Origin of the sequence: Antarctobacter sp., from assembly GCF_034670325.1 — a bacterium.
In the GTDB taxonomy this organism is placed as follows: Bacteria; Pseudomonadota; Alphaproteobacteria; order Rhodobacterales; family Rhodobacteraceae; genus Antarctobacter.
Genome location: NZ_JAXMNR010000011.1, coordinates 1 through 13,772 on the forward strand (window position 1 = coordinate 1; position 13,772 = coordinate 13,772).

General features: G+C 62.2%; 13 protein-coding genes and 1 pseudogene. 5 read left to right on the plus strand and 9 right to left on the minus strand.

All coding sequences use genetic code 11. The annotated features are described in order from the left end of the window. Together VOI21_RS21420 and VOI21_RS21425 are read right to left on the minus strand one after the other, a co-directional pair. Positions 1-306, minus strand: a pseudogene (locus VOI21_RS21420) (nitrite reductase, copper-containing); the annotation flags it as partial. Positions 307-363: 57 nt separating this feature from the next. Beyond that, entirely contained in the window at positions 364-795 is a 432-nt protein-coding gene (locus tag VOI21_RS21425; RefSeq protein ID WP_323772001.1) for a pseudoazurin, read from the minus strand. A gap of 155 nt (positions 796-950) precedes the next feature. On the opposite strand from VOI21_RS21425, the gene VOI21_RS21430 reads away from it, so the two are divergent. Next, complete coding sequence (locus tag VOI21_RS21430; RefSeq protein WP_323772002.1) at positions 951-1,670, plus strand: Crp/Fnr family transcriptional regulator; 720 nt, start codon at positions 951-953, stop codon at positions 1,668-1,670. A 299-nt stretch (positions 1,671-1,969) separates the two neighbouring features. Here VOI21_RS21430 and VOI21_RS21435 read toward each other — a convergent pair whose 3' ends face one another. The 7 genes from VOI21_RS21435 to VOI21_RS21465 form a co-directional block, all read right to left on the minus strand. Continuing rightward, entirely contained in the window at positions 1,970-3,298 is a 1,329-nt protein-coding gene (locus VOI21_RS21435) for a TRAP transporter large permease (protein WP_323772003.1), read from the minus strand. Beyond that, positions 3,295-3,858, minus strand: a complete 564-nt coding sequence (locus VOI21_RS21440) for a TRAP transporter small permease (protein ID WP_323772004.1) — start codon at positions 3,856-3,858, stop codon at positions 3,295-3,297. The genes VOI21_RS21435 and VOI21_RS21440 overlap by 4 nt, the downstream gene beginning before the upstream one ends. 74 nt (positions 3,859-3,932) lie before the next feature. Continuing rightward, positions 3,933-4,556, minus strand: coding sequence for a TRAP transporter substrate-binding protein DctP (gene dctP / locus VOI21_RS21445; RefSeq protein WP_323772005.1), 624 nt, complete (start codon positions 4,554-4,556; stop codon positions 3,933-3,935). 12 nt (positions 4,557-4,568) lie between these two features. Then, positions 4,569-4,985 (minus strand): hypothetical protein, encoded by a 417-nt coding sequence (locus tag VOI21_RS21450; protein ID WP_323772006.1) that lies wholly within the window; start codon positions 4,983-4,985, stop codon positions 4,569-4,571. A 47-nt stretch (positions 4,986-5,032) separates the two neighbouring features. Further along, the gene (locus VOI21_RS21455; RefSeq protein ID WP_323772007.1) at positions 5,033-7,414 is read right to left on the minus strand and encodes a xanthine dehydrogenase family protein molybdopterin-binding subunit; all 2,382 of its coding nucleotides are present in this window, start codon (positions 7,412-7,414) and stop codon (positions 5,033-5,035) included. Continuing rightward, a complete protein-coding gene (locus VOI21_RS21460; protein ID WP_323772008.1) occupies positions 7,411-7,935 on the minus strand; it encodes a (2Fe-2S)-binding protein in 525 nt (174 codons plus the stop codon). The genes VOI21_RS21455 and VOI21_RS21460 overlap by 4 nt, the downstream gene beginning before the upstream one ends. Continuing rightward, on the minus strand, positions 7,932-8,765 hold the full coding sequence (locus VOI21_RS21465) for a xanthine dehydrogenase family protein subunit M (RefSeq protein ID WP_323772009.1): 834 nt from the start codon (positions 8,763-8,765) through the stop codon (positions 7,932-7,934). The genes VOI21_RS21460 and VOI21_RS21465 overlap by 4 nt, the downstream gene beginning before the upstream one ends. A 128-nt stretch (positions 8,766-8,893) precedes the next feature. On the opposite strand from VOI21_RS21465, the gene VOI21_RS21470 reads away from it, so the two are divergent. From VOI21_RS21470 to VOI21_RS21485, 4 genes are all read left to right on the plus strand, one after another. Continuing rightward, complete coding sequence (locus VOI21_RS21470) at positions 8,894-9,538, plus strand: TetR/AcrR family transcriptional regulator (RefSeq protein WP_323772010.1); 645 nt, start codon at positions 8,894-8,896, stop codon at positions 9,536-9,538. Between the two features lie 800 nt (positions 9,539-10,338). Further along, positions 10,339-11,157: a creatininase family protein gene (locus VOI21_RS21475; RefSeq protein ID WP_323772011.1), complete on the plus strand. Its 819-nt coding sequence runs from the start codon at positions 10,339-10,341 to the stop codon at positions 11,155-11,157. Between the two features lies 1 nt (position 11,158). After that, a complete protein-coding gene (locus tag VOI21_RS21480; protein ID WP_323772012.1) occupies positions 11,159-12,748 on the plus strand; it encodes a CocE/NonD family hydrolase in 1,590 nt (529 codons plus the stop codon). Further along, positions 12,741-13,769 carry an ABC transporter ATP-binding protein gene (locus tag VOI21_RS21485; RefSeq protein WP_323772013.1) on the plus strand — a complete coding sequence of 343 codons (1,029 nt, stop codon included), beginning with the start codon at positions 12,741-12,743 and terminating at the stop codon, positions 13,767-13,769. The genes VOI21_RS21480 and VOI21_RS21485 overlap by 8 nt, the downstream gene beginning before the upstream one ends. The last annotated feature ends 3 nt before the right edge of the window (positions 13,770-13,772 follow it).

Below are 13,772 nucleotides of genomic sequence, written 5' to 3' on the forward strand. Positions count from 1 at the left end.
CTCGATGATCTTGGGCCCGCCGGTGGCCACCTGCTCATGCGCGGGGGCAAAGGGCGGCGCGACAAGCTCCTGACGGACCCGGGTGTAGCCGGTCAGGTCCGCCGGTTTCGCGGTGCTCTCGACCGTCGCCTCGCCCGCGGCCTTGTAGAGCCGGGCAGAGGTCGCATCCGCCTTGAGCGGCATCGGCGCGCGGGTGGCCGCCATCGCGGCAGCCCCGGTCATCGCGGCAGCACCGGCCAGCACGGAGCCGCGCAGCACGTTGCGGCGGCTGGTTTTCACAAGGCCGGGGTTGATGAATCTGGTCATGGGATCCTCCTGGGGAAAATGGCGGCGGGCAGCAGGCCCGCGCGCCGTGTACCTGGGTCAAAGATTGTCGAGCTGTGCCTCAAAGCGCTCTTTGGCTTTCTTCGGCACGCGGCCTTCGAGAAAGCCCTCGGGCGCGGTCACGTCGCCCACGGCGATGGTCATCACCATGCCCATGGCATAGTGCGGCTTGCACATCACCGCGTAGACGCCTGTCGCCTCCAGCGTGACCTCGATCTCTTCGTTGATCTTGCCGCCGAACTTTTCGGCGCCTTCGGGGATCATGCCCTTGACGGTTTCGGCGTTGTGGCCCTTGTCCGTCGCGATGAACCTGATCGTGTCGCCGGGGGCGGCCTGCACGAAGGCGGGCTCGAACACCATGCGGTCCCCGTCAGAGCCCTTGTTCAGCATCTGGACGTCATGGGTTTCGGCAAACGCCGCGCCCGCCATCAGGGCGGCAAAGGTGAGGGCGGTTGTAACAGTGCGGATCATCGGATCTTTCCATTCAATGTGATCGGTTGACCCGGACTCTAGCGGTTTGCGCCAACCGCATTTTGCGCTGGCGCAACGTTTCGGGGGATGGCCCCGGCGGCGGCTGACCGTTCCCCGATCTGGCGCGCCCGCGCAGGATATGGCAGAGGGAAACGATGGATCAGGACGCCCCCCGCAAGACGCTGCCCCGGCTGGACGAAAGCCTGCTGACGCATCTGCCGCCGTTTTCACGGCTGGAGCGCCGTCAGATCCGCACGATTCTGGATCAGGCCAGTGCGCGCCGCTACGCCCCCGGCGCGCATATCTTTGACGAAGGCGAACCGGCGGAACGCTTCTTCATGCTGCTGGATGGCTATGTCCGCGTGGTGCGGGTCACGGCGACCGGCGAACAGGTCACGGCGTTGCACATCCCGGCGGGGCAGTTGCTGGGCATCGCCCGCGCGCTGGGGCGCGACAGCTATCCCGCAACGGCGGTGACGGCAACGGAATCCATCGCGCTCAGCTGGCCGACGCGGCTGTGGGATACCTTTGTGGCCGACTATGACGGCTTTGCCACCGAGACCTACAAGACCCTCGGCCACCGCGTCGGAGAGATGAACACCCGGATCGTCGAACTGGCCACCCAGCAGGTCGAACAACGGGTGGCCAACGCGCTGCTGCGGCTGGTCAACCAGACCGGCCGCAAGGTCGACGGCGGCATCGAGATCGACTTTCCGATCACCCGCCAGGACCTGTCGGAACTGACCGCCACCACCCTGCACACCGCCAGCCGCCTGCTCAGCGGATGGGAAAAACTCGGACTGGTCGAAAGCAAACGAAAACGCATCAAAATCTGCGACCCACACGCCCTGGTCCTGTTGAGCCAAGGACGATAGCAGAAGGGGGGGGGCACTGGACGTGCCGGAAAACGTGGCTTGCACCAGCTGAGCGACCTGTGGGTGTTCAGTCTCCCACGTCAAAACGTCCGACGAGGACGTTCTGACGTGAAGCCGTGCGGCTGGCATTGACCAGCGGATGCACATGACGCCCGCACGGCAGATCGCTGCCCTCGTGCCAAGCGGCCGACCAAAGACTCCGATGTGCTGTCCTCTCTCACCCCTTTCGTTGGCCGTCTAAGGTTTGCAGTTCATAGAGTGCGTTTCTCCTGTTCTCAGGAGACGGTTGCCCATCGAACTCAGAGAAAGACAGTGACCGTGGACGGAAACAGCACAACGATGACCAGAACAAGAAGCATGACCGCAATGAATGGCAACGTAGCGCCGAAGATTTGTTCGACAGAGACGTTGGGATCATTGAGCGTGTTGTGCACCGTGAAGACGGAAATTCCGAATGGCGGCGTCAGCAGTCCGATCTCGACGGCAAGCACGGTGACAATCCCAAAATGCAGCAGGTCTATTCCCATGCCCTGCGCGATCGGCGCAGCGATCGGCACCATAATCAGCAGGATCGAAGTGCTATCGAGGATCATGCCCATAAGCAGAATGATCAGCGCATAAAAGAATATGAAACCGATTGGCCCGAACCCGGAGTCAGTGACCAGCCCGGCGATGGCGTTGGGCAGTCCGGCGATGGCCAGCATCCGAGAATAGAACGAGGCGGCGATCAACAACAGCAGGATAGAGACCGAGATCACGCCGGTCTGTTTCATCACCTGCCAAAGCTTGTGCCAGTTGAGACTGCGACGCGTCAGGGCCACGACAAACGCCCCAAAAGCACCGATGCCCCCGGCCTCTGTCGGGGTGAAGAAGCCGGTGTAAAGCCCGCCCAGAACAAGGATCACCAGCAGCACGATGGGGATCAGCTTGAAAAGCATCCGGTCCAACGGCATGCGCTTGAAATCCCGGTCCAGACGGCGCGCCTTGACGCTGTCGGGATCCTCCAACACGAAGCTGGGGAACAGCATCGTCACGCAGATCAACATCGCCACGAAACCACCTGCCAGCAACAGTCCGGGAACGATTCCGGCAATGAACATGCCGCCGATGCTGACCTCGGCCAGCACGCCATAGATGATCAGCAACAGGCTGGGCGGGATCAACATGCCAAGGACCGACGAGCCCGCGACCGTCCCCGCAGAGAAGGCCGGGCGATAGCCGTGGCGGGTCATCTCGGGCACGGCGACGCGGGTAAAGACCGCCGCCGATGCGATGGAAACACCCGTTACCGCCGCAAAGATCGTGTTCGCCGCGACCGTGGCAACCCCCAGACCGCAAACCATGCGCCGCAGCAGTTCCTCAGCCACCTCAAAGGTGTCGCGGCCCACGTTCGAAACGCTGACAAGCAGACCCATCAGGACAAACAGCGGGATGGTGGCGAAAAGATAATCAGCGATGCCCGAATAGGCCGTGAGTTCCAGCATGCGGAACGCAAGGCCGATATTGTCCCGGATCAGCCAGATGCCCACGAAGGCCACGCCGAAGAGCGCGTAGGCGATCTGCATGCCTAGGAGCACCAACAAGACAAGGACACCGATCAGGATGAAACCAAATGCAAGCGTGGTCATTTCGCGCCTCCCATGCTGCGCAGATCCGAAACCGCGCGGTAGAGCGCGGCGAGGATGGCGGTAAACGCTCCAAGCACGGTGATCGCCCGGAAGGGCCATGTCGGGATGGTCCAGACACCCTGCACACCAAAGAACTCGGCACTGTGCCAGCTCTGAATGAACTTGGGCCAGGAGGACCAGAAGATCAGCGCGAAGACCACGGCCCCGACGATGCAAAAGGTCGCCTCAAGAAGCGCGACCGCCGCAGGCGAGGCCCGTTCAATCCGCCGGACGAGGAAATCGGCACGTGTCAGACGTTTCTGTAGGATGGCGGCTGGAACCTGAAGGAATACGATGGCCACGACCGACCGCGCGGCGATCTCGGACACGCCAGTGATCGGCAGGTTCAGGAAGTTGCGCCCGATGACGTCGGCCACGATCAGCAGCATCAGCGCCCCGATGGCCGCAGTCCCGACCGCAGACATGGCCGCCGCGAACCCGCCCAGCACCGCGCCCAGAGGTGCCTTAGAAAAGGGCGGGACAAACCCGTCGTCCAACTCGGCCGTGTTGTCTTTGCTCATACCCGATCCTGCCTTCAAAAGCGCACCCGCCCGACATCAGATTGCCGGGCGGGTGCCTGTCTGTCACGTTTCGATCAGAGACCTTCGTCCCAGTTCCGCAGCGGGGCCACGCCGCGCTCACGCAGGGCTGCGAAATAAGCCTTGAGAACGGTTTTGCCGTCTTCGCCGGTCTGTTCCAGCCAAGGCTCGATGATATTTGGCAGGCCGTTGACCCACTTGGCCTTTTCGGCATCGGGCAGCTGGTGAATGGTCAGTCCCGCCTCCTGCATCTCGTCCAGCGCGCGTGCGGCAAGGTCGGCGACATAGTCACCATGCGCACCCGATGTGGCCTGAGCCGCCTCGCGGAAGGCCGCCTGCACCGGGGCGGGCAGACCGTCGAAGAAGTCCTTGTTGGCGGCGATCCCGCCGAAATACATCGAGCCGATGCCGACGCGGGTCAGTTCCGGCGCCACTTCGTAGACGCGGGTCGGCAGGATGCCAGAGGCAAAGGACAGGGTGCCCTCGGTCACGCCGGTCTGGATGTTGGTGTAATAGGTGGTCAGCGCCCCATCCACCGGCGTGGCGCCGGTCTCACGCAGCCAGTTGGCCGATGTGCCCGGCGCGTTCAGCTTGCGGTTTTGCAGATCGGACATCGAGGAAACAGGAAAAGTGGCGTAGATGTCGTAGCTGTCAGTGATCAGCGACGACAGGTGAACCATGCCGTTCGCGGCCTAGCTGTTCTTGAGCTCGGGCAGGTTCTCGGACAGATCGTCGAAGATCTCGATGATCATGCGGTGATCTTCGGTCGCGAAGGGCGTGAAGTAGGTGACGTTCTGAAGCGGCATGTTCGCGCCTTCCCAGACCGTGCCAACCATGCCCACGTCCACGATGCCGTCCATCACGGCCTCACGCGTGTCGGTGAATTTGTAGAGCGTGCCAGCATAGCTCTCGACCCAGTTGACGGAGTACTCGCCCCCGTTCTCGGCCAGAATGCGGTTCACCTCTGGCTGGAAGGTGTTCTTCATCGCGTAGACCCAGATATTGGCCTCTGGGTGCGAAGAGCCGATGTTGACGGTGATGCTCTGCTGCGCAAAGGCCGCGCCGCCCAAAAGCATGGCGGTGACCGTGGTGATGGCCGTGAGTTTCATTGTGTTTCCTCCCTTGGAAAGGCGCGCTCCCCGTGCGCCCGATTGGTTCAGTCGTGAATAGTGCCCAGCGCCCGCAGGATGCGTTCCGGGGTGAAGGGCATTTCGGTCACCTGCGCCCCCAGCGGGCGCAGCGCGTCGTTGATGGCGTTCATCACGGCGGCGGGGGCACCGGCAGTGCCGGCCTCGCCGGCACCCTTGGCACCCAGTTCGCTTTCCTGAGTCGGCGTCTCGACATGGGCGATGACCATGTCCGGCATCTCTGCCGCCATCGGGACAAGATAATCCGCCATCGAACCGTTCAGCAGCTGGCCGTCCTCGTCGTAGTGGATTTCCTCGTACAGCGCGCCGCCCAGCCCCTGTACGATGCCGCCGCGGATCTGCTCATCGACCAACTGCGGGTTTATGACCCTCCCGCAGTCCTCGACGCACCAATGTTTCAGCAGGGTGACGACGCCAGTGTCGATGTCGACCTCGACATAAGACGCCTGCACGCCGTTGGTGAAGGCAAAGGGGTATTCCATGGTGATATAGTGCCGGGTCTGCACCAGTTCGCGTGGCAGTCCCTTGGGCAGGGTATCTCCGCGGAAATAGACGATGCGGCCCAGTTCCTCCAGCGGCATCCGCTCTTCGCCGCTGTCCATGTCGACCACATGTCCCGCGCGAATGTCCAGCTTGCCCTTGTCGGTCTGCAACATCGCCGCCGCGACCTCGAGGATCGACTCCCGCAGCGCCTTGGCTGCCTGAAGCGCCGCCTCGCCGCCGATCCCCGCCCCGCGTGAGGCCCATGTGCCACCGCCATAGGGCGTGACTTGGGTATCGCCGGTGATGACACGGACGTTGTCCGGGGTCACGCCGACGCCCTCGGCCACGACCTGAGACAACATCGCCTCGGTGCCCTGCCCCTGCTCGGTCACGCCCGATAGCGCCACAACCGACCCGTCCGGGTCCATCCGCACGGTGCAGCCGTCCTGCGCCGAGATGCGCGCCCCGCCGATGCCATACATAAAGGGTGAGGGGTTGGTGAGTTCGATGAACGAGGCGATGCCGATGCCGCGCCGCTTGCCCTGCTTCAGAGCCTCGGCCTGATCGGCGCGCAACGCGTCGTAGTCCATGATCTCCATGAGCTTGTCCATAGAGGCATGGTGCGACAGCCCTTCGAACCGCATCTTGGCAGGCGAGGTCACCGGGTAGGCGTCATCGCGGTACATGTTGCGGCGCCGAATCTCGACCGGGTCCATGCCGATGGCGGCGGCGGCCATGTCCACCAGCCCCTCGGTGATCGCCACGGCGATGGGATGGCCCACGGCACGGTACTGGCAGGTCGGCGTCTTGTTCTGGAAGACAACGGTGGTCTGCGCCCGGTAGTTGGCGAAATCATAGGGTCCGCCGCAGAGGTTCACCACCTGATTGCCCTCGATGGCAGAGGTGCGGGGATAGACCGAATAGGGTCCGATCCCGGTCCAGTCATCCACGTCGATGGCAAGGATCTTGCCCTCAGCGTCAACAGCGATCTTTGCCTCGATCTCGTGGTCGCGGGCGTGGATGTCGGTGGTGAAACTTTCCAGCCGGTCGGCGATGAACTTGACCGGACGGCCCATGATCTTGGCGATGGTCGCAGTGGCGACCTCGTCGGGGTAGACATGCACCTTGATCCCGTAAGAGCCGCCGACGTCGCCGCAGATCACCCGAACCCGGCTTTCGGGAATGTCGAGATGCTTGGCGAGGACCGTCTGCATCATGTGCGGCGCCTGCGTGGCGTGATATGCCGTCATCTGCCCTTCAGCCGGGTTCCAGTCGACAAGGATCGAGCGCGGCTCCAGCGTCACGCCGGTATGGCGCGCTGTGCGAAAACTGGCGCTGACGACCTTGTGCGCCGAGGCCATCGCCGCATCGACGTCGCCCTCTTCGTGCAGGCGTTGAAAGGCAAGGTTGTCCCCCAGATCGGGGTGAATGACGGGCGTGGCCTTGTCCAGCGCGGTCATGGTATCGGTGACGACGGGCAGCGGGTCGTAATCGACCTCGATCAGCGCCGCCCCTTCCTCGGCGGCGGCGCGCGTGTTGGCGACGACGGCCACCACCGGTTCACCGACCCAGCAGGCGCGGTCGACGGCCATGGGATGTTCGGGAGGCGATTTCAGACCCTTGAGATGCGCCAGAACAGCAACCCAAGGGGTACAATGCTGTGTCAGGTCTTTGCCGGTGAAGATCCGCAGCACCCCCTTCACCTCTTGGGCTTCCGCGGTGTCGATTGCGCCAATCTTGGCGTGGGCATAGGGCGATCGGGCAAAGGCCACGTGCAGCATCCGTGGCAGCACGATGTCATCGACGTAGCGCCCCCGTCCCTGCACCAGCTTGGTGGCATTCGGGCGCGGCACGGTCTTTCCGATGTAGGAATTGGGGCGGTCCGGGTTGTTGAACTGAATGGTCATGCCGCGCCCTTTCCGGTGCCTGCGCCGTTTTCGTCCTGTGCGCGCGCGCGGGCCACGCCTTCGACCGCGTCCACGATGGCTTCGTAGCCCGTGCAGCGACAATAGTTGCCCGACATATGTTCGCGGATCTCGTCGCGCGTCAGCACTCCGCCTTTGGACAAAAGCTCTTCGGCGGCGACCAGCATTCCCGGCGTGCAGAACCCGCACTGCAACGCGTTGCGTGCGACGAAAGCCTCTTGGAGGTCAACGATGGCGGCGCTGTCGGTCAGCCCCTCGACAGTCCAGACCTCGGCCCCGTCCGCCTGTGCCGCCAACATCAGGCAGCCGCGCACCGCCTGCCCGTCCACCCGGATAGTGCAGGCACCGCAGACACCATGTTCGCAACTGGCATGAGCGCCGGTCAGCCCCAGTTCCAGCCGCAGAAAATCTATCATGTGTTGGCCGGCGGGCACGCGGGCCTCGACCTGCTCGCCGTTGACGGTCACCGACACGTCTACCTTGGCGCGAAAAACCTCTGTCATGCTGTCTCTCCTTCGATGCGGGCCACGGCGCGTCGCAATAGGACACCAGCCAAATGGCGGCGATAGGCGGCGCTGGCCTGCGTGTCGGAAGGAGGATCAATCTCTGACGCCAACGCCAGAACGGCTCCGTCCAGATCGCCAGAGTCGAGCGCCGCCGCCGCACCGGTCGCCAGAACGGGTTTCGGCCCGACCGAAAAAAGCGCTATGCGATGACCGGCGGCGCGCTTTACAAGGCATAGGCCGGTCAAGGCGTAGTCACCCGAACGCCGGGCGACCTCCTCGATGATCTGGCGCTCGCCGTCCTCGGCCACCGGTACAGACACCCCAGTCAAAATCTCATTTTCATTGAGCGCGGTGGAGAAGACATCTTCGAAGAAGTCTTCGACCGCGATACTGCGGCCGCCGTCCGGTCCTTCGACATGCAGCTCTGCGCCAAGCGCGAGCGCACATGCGGGGAACTCAGCCGCCGGGTCTGCATGCGCCAACGCGCCGCCAATTGTTCCACGGTTGCGGATTGCTGCATGCGCGATGTGGGTGACGGCATCGGCCAGCAAAGGGGCATGCGCGCGGACCAGCGGATCGGCCCCGACCTGAACATGACGCGTCAGCGCCCCGATGCGCAGGCGACCCGCCACAACCTCGATGCCAGAGATTTCGCTGAGCCGCGAAATGTCTACCAGAAGGTCGCCCGTCGAAAGCCGCATGTTCATCGCGGCGATCAGGCTCTGCCCACCCGCCAACACGCGCCCCTGACCGTCCGACCCGACCAGAAGATCAAGTGCGTGGCGCACGCTCTCTGCCCGGGCGTAACCGCCCGCCGATGCCTTCATGGCGTCCTCCCTGCTTGGTCCATCAGCGCCTTATTAAGCGCTTGATCAATTCTGTTGATCAGATGATCTTTAAAAGTGAGTCGTTGCAAGTAGAAATTTGCTGGGCAACACATACCGCCGGAGGCTGCATGGACGGACGGAACGACAAGAGCGACATGGCCGCAGACGACAGCGCACCCCGTCGCCGCCTGCCCCCCGCCGAACGGCGGCAGCAGATCGTCGACGAGGCGGTTCAGTATTTTGCGGAGGTCGGGCTGGAGGGTAAGACGCGCGAACTGGCCAAGAGGCTGGGAGTCACACAATCCCTTCTTTTCAATTACTTCTCTACGAAAGATGAGTTGATCGAGGCCGTCTATGAAAAGGTCTACATTGGCCGTCTCTCAACGGATTGGCCCGAACGACTGACTGACCGCAGCGTGCCTTTGCGCCAGCGCCTTCTGGCCTTTTACAGTGAATACAGTGCGCTGATCTTTGAACGGGCCTGGATGCGAATCTTCATGTTCTCGGGGCTGGCGGGCGCGTCGCTGAACCACCGGTATCTCAAACATCTGGGTGACGTGATCTTGCGCCCGTTGCTGGCGGAAACCGAGAATTTGGCGCGCAACACGTCGCGACCGACGATGGAGGATGTCTGGAACCTGCACGGTGGCATCGTCTACATCGGCATTCGCCAGCACATCTACCGCATGCCCGCTCCGGAAAACCCCGAAGACGAAATTGCGCGCGCCATCGACAAGTATCTGTCATTTTTCGGGATTGGCCCCGACGATTAAACGCTGTTGATTGTGGGCCTCTCACTGCTCAGGGTGCAGATCACCGGGCTTGATTGGCCGCTACCGGATTGCACGACGCAGTGTAGCGCCCAGCATTTGACGCGGCACTGACCCACTGGCGCAGATCTGCCAACCGCTGGACAGACCCACATCAAATTTCGAGTCGATTGGAGCGTCAATCGAGTCCTGCTCCACCTGTCACACCGATGAACCGTTCTTCGGCTTTCGCAGGCCCGAGATCGGAACCGTCACCCAAACGCAGGCAATAAAGGGCACAGTGCTGGAGTTATCACGGAGTATCCCCGTTTCTCCCGAAAAACAGGATCGGAGACCCCAATCAGTCGGGTCGGTCTTATTCAAGCGTCGCTGGTTTTTCGCGCAGTGCCACCCGTTTCGCCTACCAATGCGGCACCGCAGCATTTCCACGTTCAAGCGTAAAGGTTTGCGGTCTCGTCCGGCAACGCGATGAGTTGATTGCGTTTGGCGACAAGTTCCGAACCTTGAACTGCAATATCACACGCCCCAAACCTAGTGGTCCTGGGATCAAGTAGACACCGGCAAGTTATTGAAAACAAAACAAATATTATCACTTTCAGCGCCAATCTTAGCACCTTACCACGGCTTTTCGAGAGCCGTTTTTACGGAACCACCTTCTTGTTCGGCAGCGCTACGCACGGACGCCCGCACCACAATCGTTGCCATTAAGGCAACGCAACCTTCTAATTTAACCTCTTTTATCGCAACAAAACTCTCGTCAACAGTCAGGTGAATCACATGAACACCTGACGGAGTTGCCGAACATGAAGCTCAAGTCGAACTGGTGGTGGGACCTGTCCACCAAGGATTTCTCCGAACTGGATATGAGCCAGGTTGTCGCCGTTCTGCCAACTGCCGCCGTAGAACAGCATGGACCTCATCTGCCCGTTCGCGTCGACAGCGCCATCAACGCTGGCATCATGGAGCGGGTGGCAGAGCGCATTCCCGACGATCTGCACGCGCTGATCCTGCCCATGCAGGCGGTCGGTAAATCAGTCGAGCACCTAGAGTTTCCCGGCACCCTGACGCACAGCCACGAAACGCTCGCACGCATCTGGTATGAAATCGCAGAGAGCGTGGCGCGCACCGGCTGCCGCAAGCTGGTTTTTGCCAACTGGCACGGTGGCCAACCCCAGGTGATGGAGATCGTCTGCCGCGAATTGCGTGTAAAATTGGGCATGTTCGCGGTCAGTGCCAGCGCCTCCGCCGATCTCGACTCCACAGACCTTTTCGACCCGCAAGAGATGAAACACGGCATCCACGGCGGCGAGTTTGAGACGTCTTTGCTGCTGTCGCTGCACCCGGACCTCGTCGATATGGACCAAGCGGATGACTTTGTGCCGCTGTCCGTCGAGATGGAGAAATCTGGCGGCATCCTGACACCCGAAGGCCGGATTGGATATGGCTGGCAGACACAGGATCTGCACCCCTCCGGGGCATGTGGAAATGCCGCCGCCGCCGATGCCGACAGAGGCACGATAGTGCTCGACCGGGCAGCCGACCGGTTTGTTGCCCTGCTGAAAGAGGTGCGCGACTTCCCCATCGAGCGTGTCACGCAAAAGACCATGTTTAACGGTGCCTGACATGGCGGAGTCATCCAGTCAGTCCCTGCTATCGGTCCGCGGACCAGTCCTCAGCGAGTTGACGCTGAAGGATGGAACCGTGCTTGCCGCCGACATCTGGCGACCCGAAACACAAGAAGAGCTTCCTGTCCTGTTGATGCGCCAGCCCTACGGACGGGCCATCGCCTCGACTGTCGCCTTGGCGCATCCAGCATGGTACGCCGCGCGCGGATACATCGTCGTTATTCAAGAGGTCCGCGGTACAGGCGACTCTGGCGGCGATTTTGATGCCTTTGTCCACGAAGCATCCGACGGTGCCGAAACATTGGAATGGGCGCGTGGATTGGACGGTGCCAACGGCAAGGTCGGCACCTACGGCTTTTCCTATCAGGGTACGACACAGTTTCTCATGCTGGCGGCCGGGGCACGGCCCGACGCGATGGCCGTTTCTATGGCCTCTTGGTCGCCATTTTCGGATTGGCTGTCAGAGGGTGATCTATTCCGGACCCAGTTGTCGACAGGCTGGGCCGTTCAGATGGCCCGGCTGAAGGCCACAAGGCACAGTGACGAGACCGCCCTTGCGGCACTGGCTCCGGAACGCGGGTGGAAAGCCCATTTCGATTTTCTCATGACGCGTCCTGACCTGTCTCATCTCAGCCGCTGGGCTGTCGGACAGGCCGGCGCTGATCCCGCAGCCATGCTGCCCGATCCCCCGACCGTTCCGCTACTACAGACCGCGGGCGCAGCCGACTTCCTGCTGCGCGGTACAATGTCAGCGGACCGCGCGTTTAGAGACGTTTCGCCAGACACGACACATCTCATACTTGGGCCATGGGGGCACATCGGCTGGAACCGATCTGCCGGAGCAGCCCGGTTGGGTCCTACTGCGGAGTTTTCGGTCGATCGCGCCCAATTGGCCTTTTTTGATCACTACCTGAAAGGTCAGGGAGACGCCCCTGCTGCGATTACGGCCTACGACGCTGGCACTGAACGCTGGGACAATCCAATTTCCCTTCGCGGAGTGTGTGAACAGATCTACCACCTCGGGTCCACGGGGCTGGCCGCGACGCTTTTGACCGACGGCAGGCTGACGCTGAATCCAGCGACGGCTGGCACGGATATGATCGTCTTTGATCCCACGCGCCAAGCCCCTCTTAACGGTGGAACGGTCCCGCCCTCTGGTCCGGTCAATCACGGCCCGCTGCACGACAGGTCAGATGTTGCCTGCTACACCACCGCACCGTTTTCAGAACCGATGCAGCTGCGCGACCGGATCGAGGCACAAATTTCCCTTTCAGTGGACGGCCCGCATCCCGGACTAGCGGCCTCCTTGTCGGTTGTGGACGAAGCGGGCCGCGCCACGGCGCTGGCGACAACCGCTACAGCCCTGCGAAGCGGATTAACCCAGTTGGTCTTCGAGGGCCTGTACCACAGTCTGCGCCCGGGTCAGGCCCTGCGCCTTGCCATACAGGCCGCCCCCTGCCCCGAGTTTCTCCCTTATCCGGCCACGACGCTTTCCGACCCCGGCATTCGTGCCACGACGGTCGCCATCCACCACAGTGAAAGCCGTCTTGTCGTCTTTTCAGCAGATCAGGACACCACGCATGCGTGAACGCAACTACCTCATTCTGGACGCGATTACCGCGATGTACGGCGACACGGTCGCTGTCGATGAACTGACGCTTGAGATCGCCCGAGGCGAGCTTTTGTCGCTGCTGGGGCCCTCGGGCTGCGGCAAGACAACGACACTGCGTATGATCGCGGGGTTCATCCAGCCAAGTTCTGGCCATATCATGCTGAACGGGCAGGACATCACGCGACTGCCCCCGCACAAGCGTAACATCGGCGTGGTGTTTCAGGCCTACGCGCTGTTTCCGCATCTCTCGGCGCTGGAAAACGTTGCTTTTGGTCTGCGTATGCGCAACGTGCCCAAGCCTCAACGGCAGGAACGCGCCCGCGCTGCCCTCGACACTGTCGGATTGGGGGCCTTCGCCGACCGCCTGCCCGGCAACCTGTCAGGCGGCCAGCAACAGCGTGTCGCCCTCGCCCGGGCGCTGGTGATCGAACCCGAAGTTCTGTTGCTGGACGAACCCCTGTCGAACCTCGACGCAAACCTGCGGGCCGAGATGCGCGACGAAATCCGTACCCTGCAACAACGCCTTGGGATCACGACTCTCTTTGTGACGCATGACCAACAAGAGGCCCTGTCGATGTCGGACCGAATAGCCGTCATGGACGGCGGTTTGATCTCGGAGCTGGGAACCCCGCAAACACTGTGCGATGCGCCGAAATCGGCATTCACGGCCAAGTTCCTTGGCGCCCGAACCGTGCTGAACGGATCCGTCGAGGACGGTGTTTTTCACTCCAAGGGCGTGCGCTGCGAAGGTGCGCCGGATGGCGCAACCAAAATGGTGTTGCGCGCGTCACGGCTGCGCCTTGGCGACAGTCCGAACGGCCCCCTGTCGCTGGCCGGCACCGTCACCTCGGTCAACTACTTGGGCGAGACATTTGAGATCGACCTTGCCTCGGCCAGCGGTCCGGTCCGATTGACCATCCCCTCTGACCTGTCCGCGCCGCCAGCCGGAGCGACCGCTTCGGTCGAGGCCCTGCCGGGCGCCGTTACTTTCATCTGAACG

Coding starts and splice junctions, on each gene's coding strand:
- VOI21_RS21465 (WP_323772009.1), bottom strand. CDS start 8,765: ATGAAGGCATCGGCGGGCGGTTACGCCCGGGCAGAGAGCGTGCGCCAC.
- VOI21_RS21455 (WP_323772007.1), bottom strand. CDS start 7,414: ATGACCATTCAGTTCAACAACCCGGACCGCCCCAATTCCTACATCGGA.
- VOI21_RS21480 (WP_323772012.1), top strand. CDS start 11,159: ATGGCGGAGTCATCCAGTCAGTCCCTGCTATCGGTCCGCGGACCAGTC.
- VOI21_RS21470 (WP_323772010.1), top strand. CDS start 8,894: ATGGACGGACGGAACGACAAGAGCGACATGGCCGCAGACGACAGCGCA.
- VOI21_RS21440 (WP_323772004.1), bottom strand. CDS start 3,858: ATGAGCAAAGACAACACGGCCGAGTTGGACGACGGGTTTGTCCCGCCC.
- VOI21_RS21430 (WP_323772002.1), top strand. CDS start 951: ATGGATCAGGACGCCCCCCGCAAGACGCTGCCCCGGCTGGACGAAAGC.
- VOI21_RS21460 (WP_323772008.1), bottom strand. CDS start 7,935: ATGACAGAGGTTTTTCGCGCCAAGGTAGACGTGTCGGTGACCGTCAAC.
- VOI21_RS21475 (WP_323772011.1), top strand. CDS start 10,339: ATGAAGCTCAAGTCGAACTGGTGGTGGGACCTGTCCACCAAGGATTTC.
- dctP (WP_323772005.1), bottom strand. CDS start 4,556: ATGGTTCACCTGTCGTCGCTGATCACTGACAGCTACGACATCTACGCC.
- VOI21_RS21435 (WP_323772003.1), bottom strand. CDS start 3,298: ATGACCACGCTTGCATTTGGTTTCATCCTGATCGGTGTCCTTGTCTTG.
- VOI21_RS21450 (WP_323772006.1), bottom strand. CDS start 4,985: ATGAAACTCACGGCCATCACCACGGTCACCGCCATGCTTTTGGGCGGC.
- VOI21_RS21485 (WP_323772013.1), top strand. CDS start 12,741: ATGCGTGAACGCAACTACCTCATTCTGGACGCGATTACCGCGATGTAC.
- VOI21_RS21425 (WP_323772001.1), bottom strand. CDS start 795: ATGATCCGCACTGTTACAACCGCCCTCACCTTTGCCGCCCTGATGGCG.